We start from the raw sequence: 14,944 nt of genomic DNA, 5'->3' as shown, positions 1-14,944 counted from the left end.
CCCCTGGGAGAAGCCGGGTCCCGGTGTCAGCTCGCCTGGATCGCCTTGGACGCCTTGACTTCCTTGGCGTAACGGCCGTTGGCGGGAAGCCAGGCGAGCACGATCGCCACCACGCCGACCGCGAGCGCCGCCCCGGCCAGGCCCCGCAGCAGGCCGGTCCCGTCGTCGGTGACCACGCGCAGGGCCATCCCCACGGCAGGCAGGGCCGAGAGCGTGACCAGCACGCGGGCCCAGACCGCCGCCCCGCGCATCAGCAGGCCGAACAGCACCAGGGCCGCGCCGAACACGACAAGCACGTAGGCCCGGGTGTGGAGGGTGCCGACCACGTCGTCCAGCAGGCCCGGCTCCGCGTTGAGTCCGGCCTTGGCCTCCTCGACCGGCTGCCCCGTCACCTGGGCGAGCGCCTTGGCGGCGATGTCCAGTGCGATGTCGCTGGCCCCGACCAGCATCACGATGCCGTCGACGACGGCGAGCAGGCCTGCGACGACGGCAGCCCCCAACGCGGCCGCCAACGTTCCGGGCCGAACCGGCTTGGCCGGCGTCGGTGGCACCGGGGCCGCGGGATATGACGTCACGTCCGTCTTCTCCTTGTAGTGTCCTCGGACTCCTTCACCCGGGTGAGGTATCACCCGGTGGTAGGAAGACTGCCCAAGATCACTACACGGAGAGAACACACTTCGCGGCCCCGCCGGGCCCCTCCGTGTGGTCGCGGGCGCGACTCAATGACCGGAGGTGGCCCGGAAGAGCTGGGTCCGGCCGTCGCCGGCCGGACGGACCTGCACGGCCGGGTCGGCGGCGGCGAGCCACATCGACTCACCGCGCCGCAGTTCCAGTTCACGACCGTCCTCGGACCGCACGGCCACCCGGCCCGCGGTGCACAGCAGGATCTGCGGCCGGGCCGAAGGCACCTTCAGCTCGCCCTGCTCCCCCGGGGCCCAGTCACAGCGCGACAGCTCGAATTCCGGGGCGCCGGTGTGGTACACCGCGCCGCACTCGCTCGGCTCGCCCGCGAGAACCGGCATGTCACAGCAGGTGAAGTCGACCACGCGGAGCAGTTCCGGCACGTCGACGTGCTTCGGGGTCAGGCCGCAGCGCAGGATGTTGTCCGAGTTGGCCAGGATCTCCACCGCGGTGCCGTGCAGGTACAGGTGCAGGTTCCCGGCGGGGAGGTAGATCGCCTCGCCCGCGCTCAGGGTGAGCCGGTTGAGCAGCAGCGCGGCCAGCACCCCCGCGTCCCGCGGATGCGTCTCGCCCAGCTCCAGGATCGTGCGGCATTCGGCGTCGAACTCGCCGTGGTCCTTCACGTGCAGCACGCACGCGTCCAGCACCTCAGGCAGCAGTTCGTCCAGGGTGGCCTGCGGCAGCGTGATCCAGGTGGTGAACAGCGCCCGCATGCCGTCGGCATCCGGCTGCGCGGCGAGCAACTCGGTGTACTTGGCCAGCCCCGGGGTCTCGACCGCGCGCAGCAGCTTGATCGTGCGGTCCGGGGTGCGGAACCCGGCGAGCGCGTGGAACTCGGTGAGGGCGCACACCAGCTCGGGTTTGGCCGTCGGATCCGGGTAGTTGCGGTTCGGCGCGTCCCGCGGGATACCGGCCGCCTCCTCGCGGGCGTAGCCCTCCGCCGACTGCTCGGCCGAAGGATGCGCCTGCATCGAAAGCGGCTCTTCCACCGCGAGGATCTTCAGCAGGAACGGCAGGCGGTTGTCCCAGCGCCGGGAGCACTCCGGTCCGAGCTGGCCCACCGGGTCGGACTCGATCAGTTCCAGCAGGCTGCGCTCCTCGCCTGCGGCGGTGATAATGCGGGACGGATCACCGGGATGGGCACCCATCCACAGCTCCGCCTCGGGGTGCGGTGCGGGCACGGCGCGTCCCAGCAACTCCGGGATCGTCGTTCTGGACCCCCACGCATAGGGCCGAACGGCATTGCGGAGCAGCTCCACTGTGTTCTCAACTCCTTGGCACCCCGGATGCGCCCGGGCCGGTTTCCTGGTCAGCCGGTCATTACGCGCTGGCTGGCGCGTAGTAACCGGTTCCTCCCATACTTCCCGCCGCGAGCCCGAGGTAGACCGCGGCCAGCTCGAACCGTAGCGCGAGCACCCCGGCGCGAACAGGCTCATCGCCGGGAATCTCGTCGGCGGGGGCGATCACTCCCGCCCCGGGAAGCGTATGTGAGGCCTCATACCGGACGGCGTCCGCGGTGGGGCCGGAGTGCACCGCCAGCAGCAGCACCCTCGGTTTCGGCCCGGTGGCTTCGAAGTCCGGATCGGCGAAGATGTCCTGCTCGGCGGTGCCCGCCATGGCCGCGCGGCGCAGTGCCGGCCGCGCCAGCGCCTGGCGGTAGCCGGCGGCGTCGCAGACAACGCCCGCATGCGCACCGAGCGCGTACGCGGCGTGCTCCGCCACCGCCACCGCGGCCTGGTCCAGCCCCCACAGCATCGGCACGCGGTCGGCCAGTCGCAGGGCCAGCGCCTTGGCGGGGTTGGCGAAGGAGTCACGGCCGAGGTGGCCGCGTTCGGCCTCGGCGTCGAGCTGGTCGGCCAACGCCTGCACGTCGGCCACCAGCAGGCCGAGGGCGTTCGCGGCGAGCAGGCCCGCCGCCAGGCCGCGGGAGAAGGTCAGTTCCGGCGGCACCGGTATGCGGGGTGAGAGCAGCAGGCCCTTCCCGGCGATCGAGGCGGCCACGGGCCCCTCCTGCGGACCGGACAGCACGACGGTCGCGCCGTAGCGCGAGGCCCGCTCGATCCCGGCCGCGAGCTCCCGGTCCCCCGGATCGTCGGTGTGCGCGAACACCACGTCCAGCGCCCCGATCCAGCTGGGCACCGCGTCGGTGATCACCACCGGCACCGGGCAGGACGGGGCCAGCAGCGCGGCCAGCAACCTGGTCAGCGCGCGGCCGACCCCGGGCCGTGCGATGAGGACCAGCGCGCGCGGCCGCCCCAGGTCCAGCCGGTCCGCCAGCTCGATTTCGGCGGCGAGTTCCCGGGTCGAACGCATCTGGGCGCCCGCCATCGCGGCGGCCCGGAGCAGGCCAGCACGATCGGCCTCCGCCAGCCTCGCGGGGTCGTCGAGCAGGGTGTCGTCAAGCACCATCGGCATCGGCGTCATGCTCGTGGGGTCCGGTCGCTTCGTCCAGCAGCAGCACGGGGATCCCGTCCCGCACCGGGTAGCTCCGGCCGCACGAGGTGCAGGTCAGCGCGTCGGCCTCGGGGTCGGCCGGGGTACCGGGCCGCAACGGGGCGTGATCCGGTGACGGGCAGGCCAGGATCTCCAGCAACTGGGCGTCGAGCGTCAAAGCCATGAATTCTCCTTACCACGCTGGTCCTGGCTCAACCACGAACGATCGCGAGCACTTCGTCGGTGAGCGCACGGACCTCGTCCGGGGTCGGGGCCTCGACGTTGAGCCGGAGCAGCGGCTCGGTGTTGGACGGGCGCAGGTTGAACCACGACCCGTCCGGCAACTGCACGGTGAGCCCGTCGAGTTCGTCGATGGTCACGCCAGGGCGGCCGCCGAACGCTTCCCTGACCGCCCGCTGGCGGTCGAGCTGGTCGGACACCGTCGAGTTGACCTCACCGGAGGCGGCATACCGCCGGAACTCGGCGGTGAGCGCCGACAGCGGGCCGTCCTGCTCGCCGAGCGCGGCCAGCACGTGCAGGGCGGCCAGCATGCCGGTGTCGGCACGCCAGAAGTCGCGGAAGTAGTAGTGGGCCGAGTGCTCGCCACCGAAGATCGCACCGGTACGGGCCATCTCCTGCTTGATGAACGAGTGCCCGACGCGGGTGCGCACCGGCTTGCCGCCGCGCTCGGTGACGATTTCGGGCACGGCCTTCGAGGTGATCAGGTTGTGGATGATCGTCGCGCCCGGCTCCTTGGCCAGCTCGCGCGTGGCGACCAGCGCGGTGATCGCGCTCGGGGAAACCGGCTCGCCGTTCTCGTCCACCACGAAGCAGCGGTCGGCGTCACCGTCGAAGGCCAGGCCCGCGTCGGCACCCACCTCGACCACCTTCGCCTGCAGGTCCACCAGGTTCTTCGGGTCGAGCGGATTGGCCTCGTGATTGGGGAAGCTGCCGTCCAGCTCGAAGTACATCGGCACCAGGTCGATCGGCAGCCCGGCGAACACGGTGGGCACGGTGTGCCCGCCCATGCCGTTGCCCGCGTCGACCACGATCTTCAACGGCCGGATGTCCGACAGGTCCACGAGTTTCCGCAGGTAGGCCGCATAGTCGGCGAGCACGTCACGCCGCATCACGGAGCCCGGCTGCCCGTCGAACGCGGGCACGCCCCCCTCGACGGTCGAGCGGATCTCGCCCAGCCCGGACTCCTGCCCGACCGGGGCCGCCCCGGCCCGGCACAGCTTGATGCCGTTGTACTTGGCCGGGTTGTGGCTCGCGGTGAACATCGCGCCGGGGAGGTTGAGCGAACCGGAGGCGAAGTACAGCTGGTCGGTGCTGGCCAGGCCGATGGAGATCACGTCGAGCCCCTGGGAGGTGACCCCCTCGGCGAAGGCTTCCGCCAGCTCCGGGGAGGACTCGCGCATGTCGTGCCCGATCACCACCGTGGACGACTCGGCCTTGATCAAGAGCGCGAAGGCGGCGCCGAAGTCGCGAACGAGGCCCGCGTCCAGCTGCTCACCGACCACCCCGCGGATGTCATAGGCCTTCACGATGCCCGACAGGTCTGACACGTGCTTTCTCCCCGACTTTCCTCGACGGCTGCGGATGCCGGAAAGCCTACCGGGGGAAGTCAGGGGATCGGATCCGGCAGCACGCGGAGATGACCACGGCGGCCGGAGGGGCCGTCCGGTTCGGGCGGGGGCGGTGAACGGTCCGGGCGCCCGGCTTCGCGCACCGCTTCGGCGAGCGCGGTGAGCTCGTCGTCGGAGCGATCCGGGGCGGCGAAGGAGCCTTCGTGCCGGACGACCTCCCAGCCCTTCGGGGCGGTCAGCCGGAGCGCGTGCTCCTCGCACAGGTCATAGGAATGCGGCTCGGACGCCGTCGCGAGGGGACCGACCACCGCGGTCGAATCGCTGTAGGCGTAGGTCAGCGTGGCGACTGCAGGCTGCAGACAGCCCGTCCGCGAACACTTTCGTACGCTCGACACGAACAGGGACGATAGCGCCTCCGTCCGGCAACGTGGTGAAGGCGCACCGAGTCGGGTGAACGTGGCTCGGGTTCGCGGCTCGTGGGCGGCGCCGGCGTAACCGGCTGCCCGGCCGCGGGGTGGGTGGACCGGCGGCCCCGGCAGCGTAATCTTCCCTTTGTGTCTACCGCTCGCAGTTCCCGACAACAGCGGCGCATCCGCCGCGACCGCCACGGGCGTGGGCTGCGCGGACCGCTCTACCCGGCATCGCTGCCTGCCGCGTCGAGCCGGGCGGAGAAGTTCGACCAGCTGGTGCTGGACGCGCTCGAACCGATCGAGGCGCGCTGGCGCGACCAGCTGACCAAGCTCGACGTCGCGGTGGACGACGTGCCCGACGTACGGGGCCACGCGGTGCAGGCCGAAGGGGTGCTGAACGACGGTTCGGTACCGCTGTCCCGGCTGGTCCCGGCCGGGGTCGACCGTACCGGCCTGCCCACCCGGGCCAGGATCGTGCTGTACCGGCGCCCGCTGGAGGCCCGTGCCAAGGACCCGGCCGAACTCGCCGACCTCGTCCACGACGTGCTGGTCGAGCAGGTCGCCGGCTATCTCGGCGTGGAGCCCGACATCATCGAGGGCGAGTAGAGGCGGGTACCGCGGTCAGCGCCGCGAACAGCAACGCCGCGACCTCGATCAGCAGCAGCACCTCGCGCAGGGTGGCCGGGCGCGTGATGCTCACCTCCGAGGGCGAGGCGGGCACCGCCACCGCCACCTGGTGCCCCCAGGCGGGCACGAGCGGTGCGGCCTTGCCGTCCACGGTGGCGCGCCAGCCCGGCTCCAGTTCCGCGGCCAGGACCAGCAGCCTGCCGTCCCCTCCGTCGGAGACCCGCACGTGCACGTCCGGCAGCCCGGCGTCGACCGGGGTGACCCCCAGGGTCGCCGACGGCGCCGAGGACGAGACGGACTGCTTGGCCACGCCGGGCGGCACGAGCACGACCTGACCCGCCGGGGGCAGCAGCCGCAGCACGGCCCGCCCGTCGGCGGTGGGTTCCGCGGCGACCGCGAGCTCTGGGGCGAGGGCCACCACGGGGGATGCGCCCTGTCCCTCCGGTAGGACCACGAACAGCACCCCGGACGCGGCGGCCGCCGACAGCGCCGCCGGGGTGGCACCGGGCGAAGGCTTCCGCAGCACCGCCTTCCAGCTCTCCAGCCTGGCGGGAGTGCCCGCGGTCAGCGCGAACTGGTCGTCGCCGAACCGCGGCAGCCGACCGGCGGTCTGCCGGGCGGGCTCGGTGGCCGCCCCCACGACGAGCACCGAGCGCCCGGTCCTGGCCAGTTCGTCGGCCTGGGCGTCCACGAGGCTGTCCCGCCCCTTGTGCAGGGGCCCGCCACGGCCCGAGAGGACCGCGGCGACTCCGAGCGCGAGCAGCACCGCGATCGCCGCGGCCCGGGCGAGCACCGGCAGTGACAGCCGTGACACGGGCGCGGGGTCCGCCTGCTGCTGCAGTGCCCGCAGCACGATCCACAGCAGCCCGGCACCGATCACGAGCAGGGGGACGCCGGTGAACCCGACGGCGGCCGTTCCGCCCTGCAACGGGGTCACCGGAACCAGCAGCACCACACCGAGCCCGGCCGCGCCGAGCACAACCACACTCAGCCCACCGCTCCACAGCGCCCGCGGCCGGAGCGCGACCGCGAGCACCGTTGCGAGCAGCACGGCGAGGCCGGAGGGCCAGCCACCGGCTCCGCCAGGATCGAGGCCGATCAGCCCGGCCGAGGCCGGGGCGGTGGCCGGGCCGCCCAGCCCGTGCAACACCAGGGCCGGGGCGTTGACCACCACGGCGGGCCACGGGACGAGCAGCACGAGCGGCAGCAGGACCGCGATGCCGACCGAGGCGACCCGCTTGCGCAGCCCGCCCACCGGCGGCAGCGCCACGAACCCGGCGATCAGGCCGAGGATCGCCAGCCCCTGTGCCAGCGGGGAGAAGGCGCCCAGCAGCGCGATGCCGACCGCGACCCAGGAGGAGGTGTGGAGCCACCGCCTGCCCGGGTCCGCGAGCAGGCCCGCGATACCGGAGATCACCAGGGGCAGCAGGATGTGCACCGCGACCACGTCGAGCCTGCCCTGGGCCACCGAGGCGGTCGCCGCGGGCAGCAGGGCGTAGGCCGCCGCGACCGCCGCCCGTGTCCAACGCGACAGCGGCAGGCGGCGGGTGGCGGCGTAGGCCGACAGCCCGGCCAAAGGTGTGTCACCGAGCAACAGGAAGGCGACCAGTGCCGACGGCCCGCCCAATGGCACGAAAATCGCGCCGAGAATTCCGAGCACGGCCAGTGAGGTCGGGGCGGCACTCGCGGTGCCTCCTCCGACCGGATGCCAGCCGTCGAGATAGCCTCGCCACAACTCGCCGAGCGCGCCGACCGGCAACAGTTGCCCGCCCGAGAGATCCAGTCCGAGCCTGCTCCCGTTGACGGCCAGCCCAATTCCGGCGAGCACGACGAAAAGGCTTACCGGAGGCCCGAAAGCGGTGAAGGCCGACGGACCGGCCGGTGCCTCTTCGTTGTCTGGCAAGACATCTCCCGTCAGCGCTGTCGCGGCCTCGCACTCGCGAGGTCGCTGGAGCCTAACGGAACGGACGGCACCGACGGTACCCCTGCCAACGCGGCTGTGCGGACAGAACTCCGCTATACGGCGCGCTTTTTGAGCTTGCGACGCTCCCGTTCGGACAGTCCTCCCCAGATGCCGAAGCGTTCGTCGTGCGCGAGGGCGTACTCGAGGCACTCGCCCTTCACTTCACAACCCTGGCAGATCCGCTTCGCCTCACGGGTCGAACCGCCCTTCTCCGGGAAGAACGCCTCCGGATCGGTCTGCGCGCAGAGCGCGCGGTCCTGCCATTCCGGTGGCTCGGCGGGATCGAAAAGCTCGGCGAACTCGCCCAGTTCACTACCCGGGCTCGTTCCCCAATCCACGACCTGCCCCCATTCCCTTCCATCTGCTTCCAACCGCACTTCCGCCTCCTCTGCTTCCACGCACTCCCCAGGCTGGCGGTGTTGAAGCCCCATCCGACGCCCCCTTGCTGCGTCGAATGACAGCAATGTGATTACACCTGTGTCATGCGGCCAGGTCAAGCGGAGTACCGAGTTCGGGGGACCCTTGCGCGGTTCGCGCAAGGGGACACGCCGACCTGGCCCGGAGGCGGATAGGACAAACTGGAGGCGTGCAAAGATCAGCGGTCCGCCCCAGCCCCGTCTTCTACGGCATCCTCGCACTCACCGTACTCGGCGGTGTACTCGCCGCGTTCGGCGATGTGTACTCGCTCGCGACCACGCACCGCGACCCGAGGCTGGTGGCCGGGATCTTCATCCTGGTCGCCGCGGGCTGGGCGCTCTCGCTCACCCTCCACGAGTTCGGCCACGCCTTCCTCGCGTACAAGGGCGGCGATCACTCGGTGGTCCAGAAGGGCTACCTGAACATGGACGTCCGCCACTACACGGATCCCGTGCTGTCCATCGTGCTGCCGCTGATCTTCCTGGCGATCGGGGGCATCCCGCTGCCGGGCGGGGCGGTGTGGATCAACCGGTGGGCGCTGCGGTCCCGGTCGAGTGCCACGTGGGTCTCCCTCGCCGGGCCGCTCAGCAACCTGGCCTTCGGCCTCGTGCTCACCCTCTCCGTCGCGAACATCACGATGCCCGAGGGCCTCGCCGCCGGTCTGTCCTACCTCGCGTTCCTGCAGATCCTGGCGTTCGTGCTCAACATCCTCCCCATCCCCGGCCTCGACGGGTTCGGCGCGATCGAGCCCTACCTGTCGCCGCAGGCCCGCGAGACGGCCGCGAAGATCCGGCCCTGGGCCCCGCTGGCGCTGTTCGCCCTGCTGTTCGCCCTGGACCCGCTCCAGTCCGCCTTCGCCGAGGCTTCACGGTGGGTGTTCGACTCGCTGGGCGGTTCGGAGAGGGCCGCTTACATCGGGAGCTACGCCTTCAGGTTCTGGCAGCACTGAGCGGTTGTTCCGGCACGGGCGCTAGATCCAGTAGGAGACTCGGGCGCGGTAGCGGCGGAGCAACAGCAGCGCGGTCGCCCAGATCGCCGCGGTCAGTACGCCGACGACCGGCCAACTCCACCAGTCGAGCCGTTGCCCGATCAACGGCTGGCGCACGATCTGCACGAAATGGAAAAGCGGGTTGAGTTTGACCAGCCACACTTTTCCGGGGGCATTCTGGGCCAGTACGTCCAGCGGCCAGGTGATCGGGATCGTGACGAACAGCAACTGGACCAGGGCCGCGACCACCTGAGGCGCGTCGCGAAACCGGGTGGCGACGATGCCCAAGGCGAGCGATGCCGCGATTCCGGCGGCCGCCAGCACGAGGAAACCGGGAATCGCCATGAGCGTGTTCCAGCCGAGGCCCGGATGGCAGACGACCGTTCCGTCGGCGGGGCAGGGCTGGCCGGTCATGGTGTAGCCGGGTCGATGGAGTGCACCGAAGAACAGAACCAGCAGGATCACATAGACGATCAGGTTGTGCGCCAGGCTCAGCGTGTTCCGCCACACGGTTCGGAGGACGTACACCGTCAGCGGGGCGGAGGTCTGTTTGATGAGTTCGTCACTGGCGACGAAGCTGTCCATCCCCTCGATCAGGCAACCGCTGATGAAGGACCAGACGATCAACCCGGTGCCGACGTAGGGAACGAAGGTGGATACCGGGTCGTGCCACAGCAAGCTGAAAAGGAGACCGAGGCTGGCCGTGGTCAGCCCCATCGTCGTCGTCATCCACAGTGGTCCCAGCAGGGAACGCCGGTACCGGCTCTTGAGGTCGTGCCACCCGAGGTGTCCCCACAACCGCCAGGCGGCGAAGCCGGTACGGAGATCCCCTCCGGCGCGCATCCAACCCCGAGGTTCTCCGTGCCCGGTCAGGGCTTGCGGTCCAGCCAGGTTTGATCGCTGCACACGGCAAAGCTAGCGGCAAATTCCCGGGAAGTCCGGCCCTGCGCGCTCACGCGTCCGACTGGGTGCGGATGTCCTGCAGGAAACTGTCGGCCCGCTGGGCGACGCGCTTGAGCGCGGAGCGCTCGGCCAGGTAGTCGCCCGCCATGCCGACCACCGGGAGCATCCCGAACGCGCGGTGGTAGAAGCGTCCTCGCGGGCGTTTCTCCAGTTCGTCGCCGATCCCGCGCAGCGCGCGGCCCATCCGCCACAGCGCACCGGCGCACGCCTTCAGCGTGATCTTGCGATCGCTCTTCCCGGCTTCGCTGAAGTCCTCGCCGGTGAGCTTCGCCGTCTGCGCCTCTTCGCTGTCTCCCGGCGGGTCGGCGATGCCCTCGCCACGGGCCAGTGCCGGGTCGATCCGCCGCTCGAACAGGACCCACGCGATCAGCCGGACCCGGTCGCCGACGTCGTCCACCCCGTGCTCGCCCGCGATGGCGCACAGCAGCAGCCCCTGCGCCGCCGCGCCCACCGCATCCTGCACCGGCAGGCGGTCGGCGAGTGCGCCGCCGAGCCCCGGGATCGCGGTGACCAGTGCGGTCAGCCTCCCCACGCGGTTGATCCACCAGTCGGCTCGTTCGGAAGGACCCATCGCCGCCCAGGCGGCGCTGCCCGGCACCCGCATCCCGGCCAGTTCCTCCAGCCTGCCCGGTGTCCGCATCGCTTCCAGCACCGGGCGCGCCGCGCGCACAAACGGCCGCAGCGCCTTGACGACGTGCTCGTCAGTGATCGGTTCGCTCACCGGATCTCCTTCCCGGCACGGCCAGCGCGCCCCCGAGTGCCATCGCCGACGGCAGTGCGCCTCCCGCGAGCAGCAGCAGCGCCCGCCAGTCCTGGATCAGCACCAGGTCACCACCGGGGCCGAACAGACCCAGCACCAGCACCGTCAGCACCCACGCCACCAGCGGCGCGAACGCCGCGCGGGGATGCACCAGCCGCCCGGTCCACCGGACCAGCAGCGGCGTGGTGACCGCGGCCACCAGCGCGGTCACCGGCAACGGTATGGCGCCCAGCTTCGGCAGCAGTGTCCCGTCAAGGCGCAGCGGCAGGAAGAACAGTTCCAGGATGGCCAGCAACACCGTGTCGAGCAGCAGCACCACCAGCAGACCACGCCGCGCCGCGGGGCTCCCCTCGGTCATCACAGGCCTCCGAACAGGTCCGTTTCGGCGCCCTCGGCCGGCCCGCGCACCAGGGTGTAGTACTCGGCCTCGCCGATCGGCTGGGCCACCCCATTGGACAGGGCGAACCGCGGCGGATCCACCGTGACCTGGGTCTCGTGCGCGCGCAGCGCGGCGATCTTCGCGTCGAGCGCGACCCGGATGTCGATCCCGGTGGTGATCTCGGTCTCCGGTGCCTCCGGCGGCAGCACGGCACCGCCGCCCGCGGCGATGTGGAAGACCCGGCGCACCGACGGGGCTCCCTCGACGGCCGCCATCGTCACGTCATGGGCGCGGATGTGGTCCGGGTGGCCGTAGCCACCGAAGGAGTTGTACGTCACCACCACCTGCGGCCCGAACTCGTCAACGATCTCGCGCAACTGCTTGGCCTGTTCCCCCAGGGGGCCACCGGAAAACGCCCTCGGATGGTCCGCCGACGGGGTGCCCGCCATCCCGGAATCCCGCCAACGGCCGATCCCGCCGAGATAGCGCTGCGCGGTCACGCCGAGTGCCCGGCAGGCCACGGTCAGCTCGCCGGCGCGGTAGCCGCCGAGCTGGTCACCCGCCCACGCGCCGAGCTCCGCCAGCCCGGGCGGGATGATCTCGCCTTCCTCGCCGAGAGTGCAGGTCACCAGAACCACCTCGGCCCCTTCGGCGGAATAGCGCGCCATGGTGCCACCCGTGGTGATGCTCTCGTCATCGGGATGGGCGTGGACCAGCAACAACCGTCGGATCACGAAGAGAGATTAATTGCCCTGCCCACACCATCGTCACCCTGACCTCGGATATCCTCGCCGGAAGTCCCACTGAACACGTGGCGACGCCCGTTTCCCCCACGAAGGGCCACTGGTGAGCACTGAAGCGACGACGGCTGGACTGACCGGCTCGGGATCCGTACTGTCCATTTCCGACCTCAAGATCTCCTTCCCCACCGACGACGGCATCGTCGAGGCGGTCAAGGGCATCGGGTTCGAGGTGAATCCCGGCGAGATCGTCGCCGTCGTCGGCGAGTCCGGCTCGGGCAAGTCCGTGACCTCCATGTCGGTGCTCGGCCTGCTGCCCAAGACGAGCGAGATCTCCGGCGACCTCCGCCTGGAGGACCGCGAGCTGGCCGGGCTCAAGGACAAGGAGATGCGGAAGGTCCGCGGCAACGACATCGCGATGATCTTCCAGGAGCCGATGACCGCGCTGAACCCGGTCTACACCATCGGCTGGCAGATCCGTGAATCGCTGCGGGCACACCAGGACATCTCGAAGGAAGCCGCCGACAAGCGGGCGATCGAACTGCTCGACATGGTGGGCATCCCCAACCCGGAGGAACGGTTCAAGCAGTACCCTCACCAGCTTTCCGGTGGCCTGCGGCAGCGCGTGGTCATCGCCATGGCCATCGCCTGCGACCCCAAGGTGATCATCGCCGACGAGCCGACCACCGCGCTCGACGTGACCGTGCAGGCGGAGATCCTCGGCCTGCTGCGCAAGCTGCGCGACACCCTCAACACCGCGATCGTGCTGATCACCCACGACATGGGCGTGGTCGCCGACCTCGCGGACCGGGTCGTGGTGATGTACCAGGGCGAGATCGTCGAGCAGGCGCCGGTGCGCGAACTGTTCGCCTCGCCGAAGGAGGACTACACGCGGCGGCTGCTGGCCGCGGTCCCGGTGCTGGGCCAGCGCCCGCCGGGCCGTCGGCTGGTGGTGGAGGACAGCCCGCTCGAGGTGAGCGAGGAGGAAGCGGCGAAGATCGCCGAGGAGATCCGCCTCGCCGACGCCGAACTGGCGGCCCAGATCAAGACCGACGCGCCCGCGCTGGAGATCAAGGACCTGGTGCTGGAGTACCCCGGCAAGCGCGGCCAGGCCCGCAACCGGGCCGTCGACGGAGTGTCCCTGCACATCGACAAGGGCGAGATCCTCGGCCTGGTCGGGGAATCCGGCTCCGGCAAGTCCACCGTCGGCCGCTGCGCGATCCGGCTGCTCAAGCCCACCGAGGGCACGGTTTCGGTGGCGGGCCGCGACATCACCGCATTGTCCACAAAGGAACTGCGACCGCTGCGCCGGTACTTCTCCATCGTGTTCCAGGACCCGGCGTCCACCCTGGACCCGAAGATGACCATCGGTGAGTCGATCGCCGAGCCGATGGTGCTGCACAAGATGTTCTCCGGCAAGTCGCTCAACGACCGCGTCGCCTCGCTGCTGGACAAGGTCGAGCTTTCGGGCCATTACCGCAACCGGTACCCGCACGAGCTTTCCGGTGGGCAGCGGCAGCGCGTCGCGATCGCCCGCGCCCTCTCCCTCGACCCGCAGCTGCTCATCGCGGACGAGCCGACCTCGGCGCTGGACGTGTCGGTGCAGGCCCGCGTGCTGGACCTGTTCCTCGGGCTGCAGCAGACCCTCGGTTTCGCGTGCCTGTTCATCAGCCACGACCTGGCCGTGGTGGACCTCCTCGCGGACCGCGTCGCGGTGATGCAGCGCGGGAAGCTGATCGAGGTCGGCACCCGCGAGCAGGTGCTGCACTCGCCGCAGGAGGAGTACACCCGGCGGCTGCTGTCCGCGGCGCCCGTCGCCGACCCGGTGCTGCAGGCCGAACGGCGAGCCGCCTGGGAGGCGGGCAAGCTCGCCCCCGTCGCGGACTGACCCACCATCCGCTGATCCCCATAGGGCCGTGAGGGACACCCCCCTCACGGCCCTGTTTTGTTTGCCCGGGCTCGAGACTCGGTGAAGCCGCGAACGGTGCTGTGAGGGGTCCCTCGGCGCAGAAAAGTGCCCCCGCCTCGGGGCGAGGCGGGGGCACCGGGTGGTGCGGGGTGGGTCAGGCCTTCATCCGGCGCTGACGCGGGTCGAACGCGTCACGCAGGCCGTCACCGATGAAGTTGATCGACAGCGAGATCAGCACCAGCACGACGAACGGGCCGAAGAACAGCCACGGCCGGTTCTGCACCTGGGCGTAGTTCTCCAGGATGATGCGGCCCAGCGAAGTGTCCGGCGGCTGCACGCCCAGACCGATGAACGACAGCGCGGCCTCGACCAGCACCGCCTGCGCCACCGCGAGCGTCGCGTTGACCGTGATGCTGCCGACCATGTTGGGCACGAGGTGCCGGAAGATGATCCGGGGCGTGCCCGCGCCCGCCGCCCGCGCCGCCTCGACGAACTCGCGCTGCGAGAGCGCCAGCGCCTCGGCGCGGGTGATGCGGGCGATCGGCATCCAGGCGAACAGGGCCAGCACGATGGCGACCACGTACCAGTTGCCGTGCCCGAACACCTTCGCCAGGATCGCGGCGGCCGCGATCTGCGGAACGATCAGGAACAGGTCGGTCAGCCGCGACAGCGCCGAGTCGGCGAAACCGCGCAGGTACCCGGCCACCGAGCCGAACACCACCCCGATGAAGGTGGCCACGACCGACACCACGATCGCGATCAGCATCGAGAACTGGGTGCCGCGCAGGATCTGCGACACCATGTCCTTGCCGACCTGGGTGGTGCCCAGCGGGAATTCCGAACTCGGCGGCGCGAAGGACGGGAAGCTCGCGTCCTCGTACTTGTGCGTCCAGAAGATCGGCATGATCACCGCGACCAGTACGACCAGCAGCAGCACCACGGTGCTGATCATGGCGAGCTTGTGCCGCAGGAACTTCCGCAGCACCAGCTTGCCCTGGCTGACCGGTTCGGGCAGCGCTTCCGGGGGCAGGATGCCTTCGCGTTCGGCGGTCGAAGCCGCCTCGCTGGCAACCAGGGAATTGATG

General features: G+C 70.6%; 16 protein-coding genes. 3 read left to right on the top strand and 13 right to left on the bottom strand.

The window, feature by feature from the left end; all coding sequences use genetic code 11:
• Nucleotides 1-26 precede the first annotated feature (26 nt).
• The 6 genes from ORV05_RS02805 to ORV05_RS02780 all read right to left on the bottom strand — a co-directional run bounded on the left by ORV05_RS02805 (nucleotide 27) and on the right by ORV05_RS02780 (nucleotide 5,098).
• The gene (locus tag ORV05_RS02805) at nucleotides 27-575 is read right to left on the bottom strand and encodes a hypothetical protein (RefSeq protein WP_268756888.1); all 549 of its coding nucleotides are present in this window, start codon (nucleotides 573-575) and stop codon (nucleotides 27-29) included.
• A 144-nt stretch (nucleotides 576-719) separates the two neighbouring features.
• Nucleotides 720-1,940, bottom strand: coding sequence for a mannose-6-phosphate isomerase, class I (gene manA / locus ORV05_RS02800; protein ID WP_268756887.1), 1,221 nt, complete (start codon nucleotides 1,938-1,940; stop codon nucleotides 720-722).
• A gap of 61 nt (nucleotides 1,941-2,001) precedes the next feature.
• Nucleotides 2,002-3,096 carry a hypothetical protein gene (locus ORV05_RS02795; RefSeq protein WP_268756886.1) on the bottom strand — a complete coding sequence of 365 codons (1,095 nt, stop codon included), beginning with the start codon at nucleotides 3,094-3,096 and terminating at the stop codon, nucleotides 2,002-2,004.
• A complete protein-coding gene (locus ORV05_RS02790; protein WP_268756885.1) occupies nucleotides 3,080-3,298 on the bottom strand; it encodes a Trm112 family protein in 219 nt (72 codons plus the stop codon). Before ORV05_RS02790 ends, ORV05_RS02795 begins: the two co-directional genes overlap by 17 nt.
• Nucleotides 3,299-3,326: 28 nt before the next feature.
• The gene (locus ORV05_RS02785; protein ID WP_268756884.1) at nucleotides 3,327-4,682 is read right to left on the bottom strand and encodes a phosphomannomutase/phosphoglucomutase; all 1,356 of its coding nucleotides are present in this window, start codon (nucleotides 4,680-4,682) and stop codon (nucleotides 3,327-3,329) included.
• Nucleotides 4,683-4,741: 59 nt separating this feature from the next.
• The gene (locus ORV05_RS02780) at nucleotides 4,742-5,098 is read right to left on the bottom strand and encodes a DUF3499 domain-containing protein (RefSeq protein ID WP_144584978.1); all 357 of its coding nucleotides are present in this window, start codon (nucleotides 5,096-5,098) and stop codon (nucleotides 4,742-4,744) included.
• Between the two features lie 159 nt (nucleotides 5,099-5,257).
• On the opposite strand from ORV05_RS02780, the gene ORV05_RS02775 reads away from it, so the two are divergent.
• Entirely contained in the window at nucleotides 5,258-5,719 is a 462-nt protein-coding gene (locus tag ORV05_RS02775) for a metallopeptidase family protein (RefSeq protein WP_144584980.1), read from the top strand.
• Here the strand turns inward: ORV05_RS02775 and ORV05_RS02770 are convergent.
• Together ORV05_RS02770 and ORV05_RS02765 are read right to left on the bottom strand one after the other, a co-directional pair.
• A complete protein-coding gene (locus tag ORV05_RS02770) occupies nucleotides 5,703-7,568 on the bottom strand; it encodes a hypothetical protein (protein ID WP_268756883.1) in 1,866 nt (621 codons plus the stop codon). The genes ORV05_RS02775 and ORV05_RS02770 overlap by 17 nt on opposite strands.
• Nucleotides 7,569-7,756: 188 nt before the next feature.
• Entirely contained in the window at nucleotides 7,757-8,080 is a 324-nt protein-coding gene (locus tag ORV05_RS02765; RefSeq protein WP_144584984.1) for a WhiB family transcriptional regulator, read from the bottom strand.
• A 209-nt stretch (nucleotides 8,081-8,289) separates the two neighbouring features.
• Here ORV05_RS02765 and ORV05_RS02760 point away from each other — a divergent pair, with 209 nt between their 5' ends.
• The gene (locus ORV05_RS02760) at nucleotides 8,290-9,069 is read left to right on the top strand and encodes a site-2 protease family protein (RefSeq protein WP_268756882.1); all 780 of its coding nucleotides are present in this window, start codon (nucleotides 8,290-8,292) and stop codon (nucleotides 9,067-9,069) included.
• 21 nt (nucleotides 9,070-9,090) lie between these two features.
• On the opposite strand, the gene ORV05_RS02755 is transcribed toward ORV05_RS02760, so the two are convergent.
• From ORV05_RS02755 to ORV05_RS02740, 4 genes are all read right to left on the bottom strand, one after another.
• Nucleotides 9,091-9,951 (bottom strand): ABC transporter permease, encoded by an 861-nt coding sequence (locus ORV05_RS02755; RefSeq protein WP_268756881.1) that lies wholly within the window; start codon nucleotides 9,949-9,951, stop codon nucleotides 9,091-9,093.
• A 109-nt stretch (nucleotides 9,952-10,060) separates the two neighbouring features.
• Entirely contained in the window at nucleotides 10,061-10,792 is a 732-nt protein-coding gene (locus ORV05_RS02750) for a hypothetical protein (RefSeq protein ID WP_268756880.1), read from the bottom strand.
• Nucleotides 10,773-11,189: a hypothetical protein gene (locus ORV05_RS02745; RefSeq protein WP_268756879.1), complete on the bottom strand. Its 417-nt coding sequence runs from the start codon at nucleotides 11,187-11,189 to the stop codon at nucleotides 10,773-10,775. Before ORV05_RS02745 ends, ORV05_RS02750 begins: the two co-directional genes overlap by 20 nt.
• Nucleotides 11,189-11,878, bottom strand: a complete 690-nt coding sequence (locus tag ORV05_RS02740; protein WP_268759665.1) for a PIG-L family deacetylase — start codon at nucleotides 11,876-11,878, stop codon at nucleotides 11,189-11,191. Before ORV05_RS02740 ends, ORV05_RS02745 begins: the two co-directional genes overlap by 1 nt.
• A gap of 178 nt (nucleotides 11,879-12,056) precedes the next feature.
• On the opposite strand from ORV05_RS02740, the gene ORV05_RS02735 reads away from it, so the two are divergent.
• Nucleotides 12,057-13,838, top strand: a complete 1,782-nt coding sequence (locus ORV05_RS02735; RefSeq protein ID WP_268756878.1) for an ABC transporter ATP-binding protein — start codon at nucleotides 12,057-12,059, stop codon at nucleotides 13,836-13,838.
• Nucleotides 13,839-14,013: 175 nt separating this feature from the next.
• Here ORV05_RS02735 and ORV05_RS02730 read toward each other — a convergent pair whose 3' ends face one another.
• The gene (locus tag ORV05_RS02730) at nucleotides 14,014-14,943 is read right to left on the bottom strand and encodes an ABC transporter permease (protein WP_407652766.1); all 930 of its coding nucleotides are present in this window, start codon (nucleotides 14,941-14,943) and stop codon (nucleotides 14,014-14,016) included.
• Nucleotide 14,944 lies beyond the last annotated feature (1 nt).

Origin of the sequence: Amycolatopsis cynarae, assembly GCF_026802195.1 — a bacterium.
GTDB lineage: Bacteria > Actinomycetota > Actinomycetes > Mycobacteriales > Pseudonocardiaceae > Amycolatopsis_E > Amycolatopsis_E rhizosphaerae.
Note: the sequence above shows the minus strand (reverse complement) of the source record. Positions and strands in the feature narration are given on the sequence as shown.

Excerpts from the sequence above, each read along its gene's own strand:
- ORV05_RS02740 (WP_268759665.1), bottom strand. The coding sequence starts at position 11,878 with ATGGCGCGCTATTCCGCCGAAGGGGCCGAGGTGGTTCTGGTGACCTGC.
- ORV05_RS02795 (WP_268756886.1), bottom strand. The coding sequence starts at position 3,096 with ATGCCGATGGTGCTTGACGACACCCTGCTCGACGACCCCGCGAGGCTG.
- ORV05_RS02745 (WP_268756879.1), bottom strand. The coding sequence starts at position 11,189 with ATGACCGAGGGGAGCCCCGCGGCGCGGCGTGGTCTGCTGGTGGTGCTG.
- ORV05_RS02755 (WP_268756881.1), bottom strand. The coding sequence starts at position 9,951 with ATGCGCGCCGGAGGGGATCTCCGTACCGGCTTCGCCGCCTGGCGGTTG.
- ORV05_RS02790 (WP_268756885.1), bottom strand. The coding sequence starts at position 3,298 with ATGGCTTTGACGCTCGACGCCCAGTTGCTGGAGATCCTGGCCTGCCCG.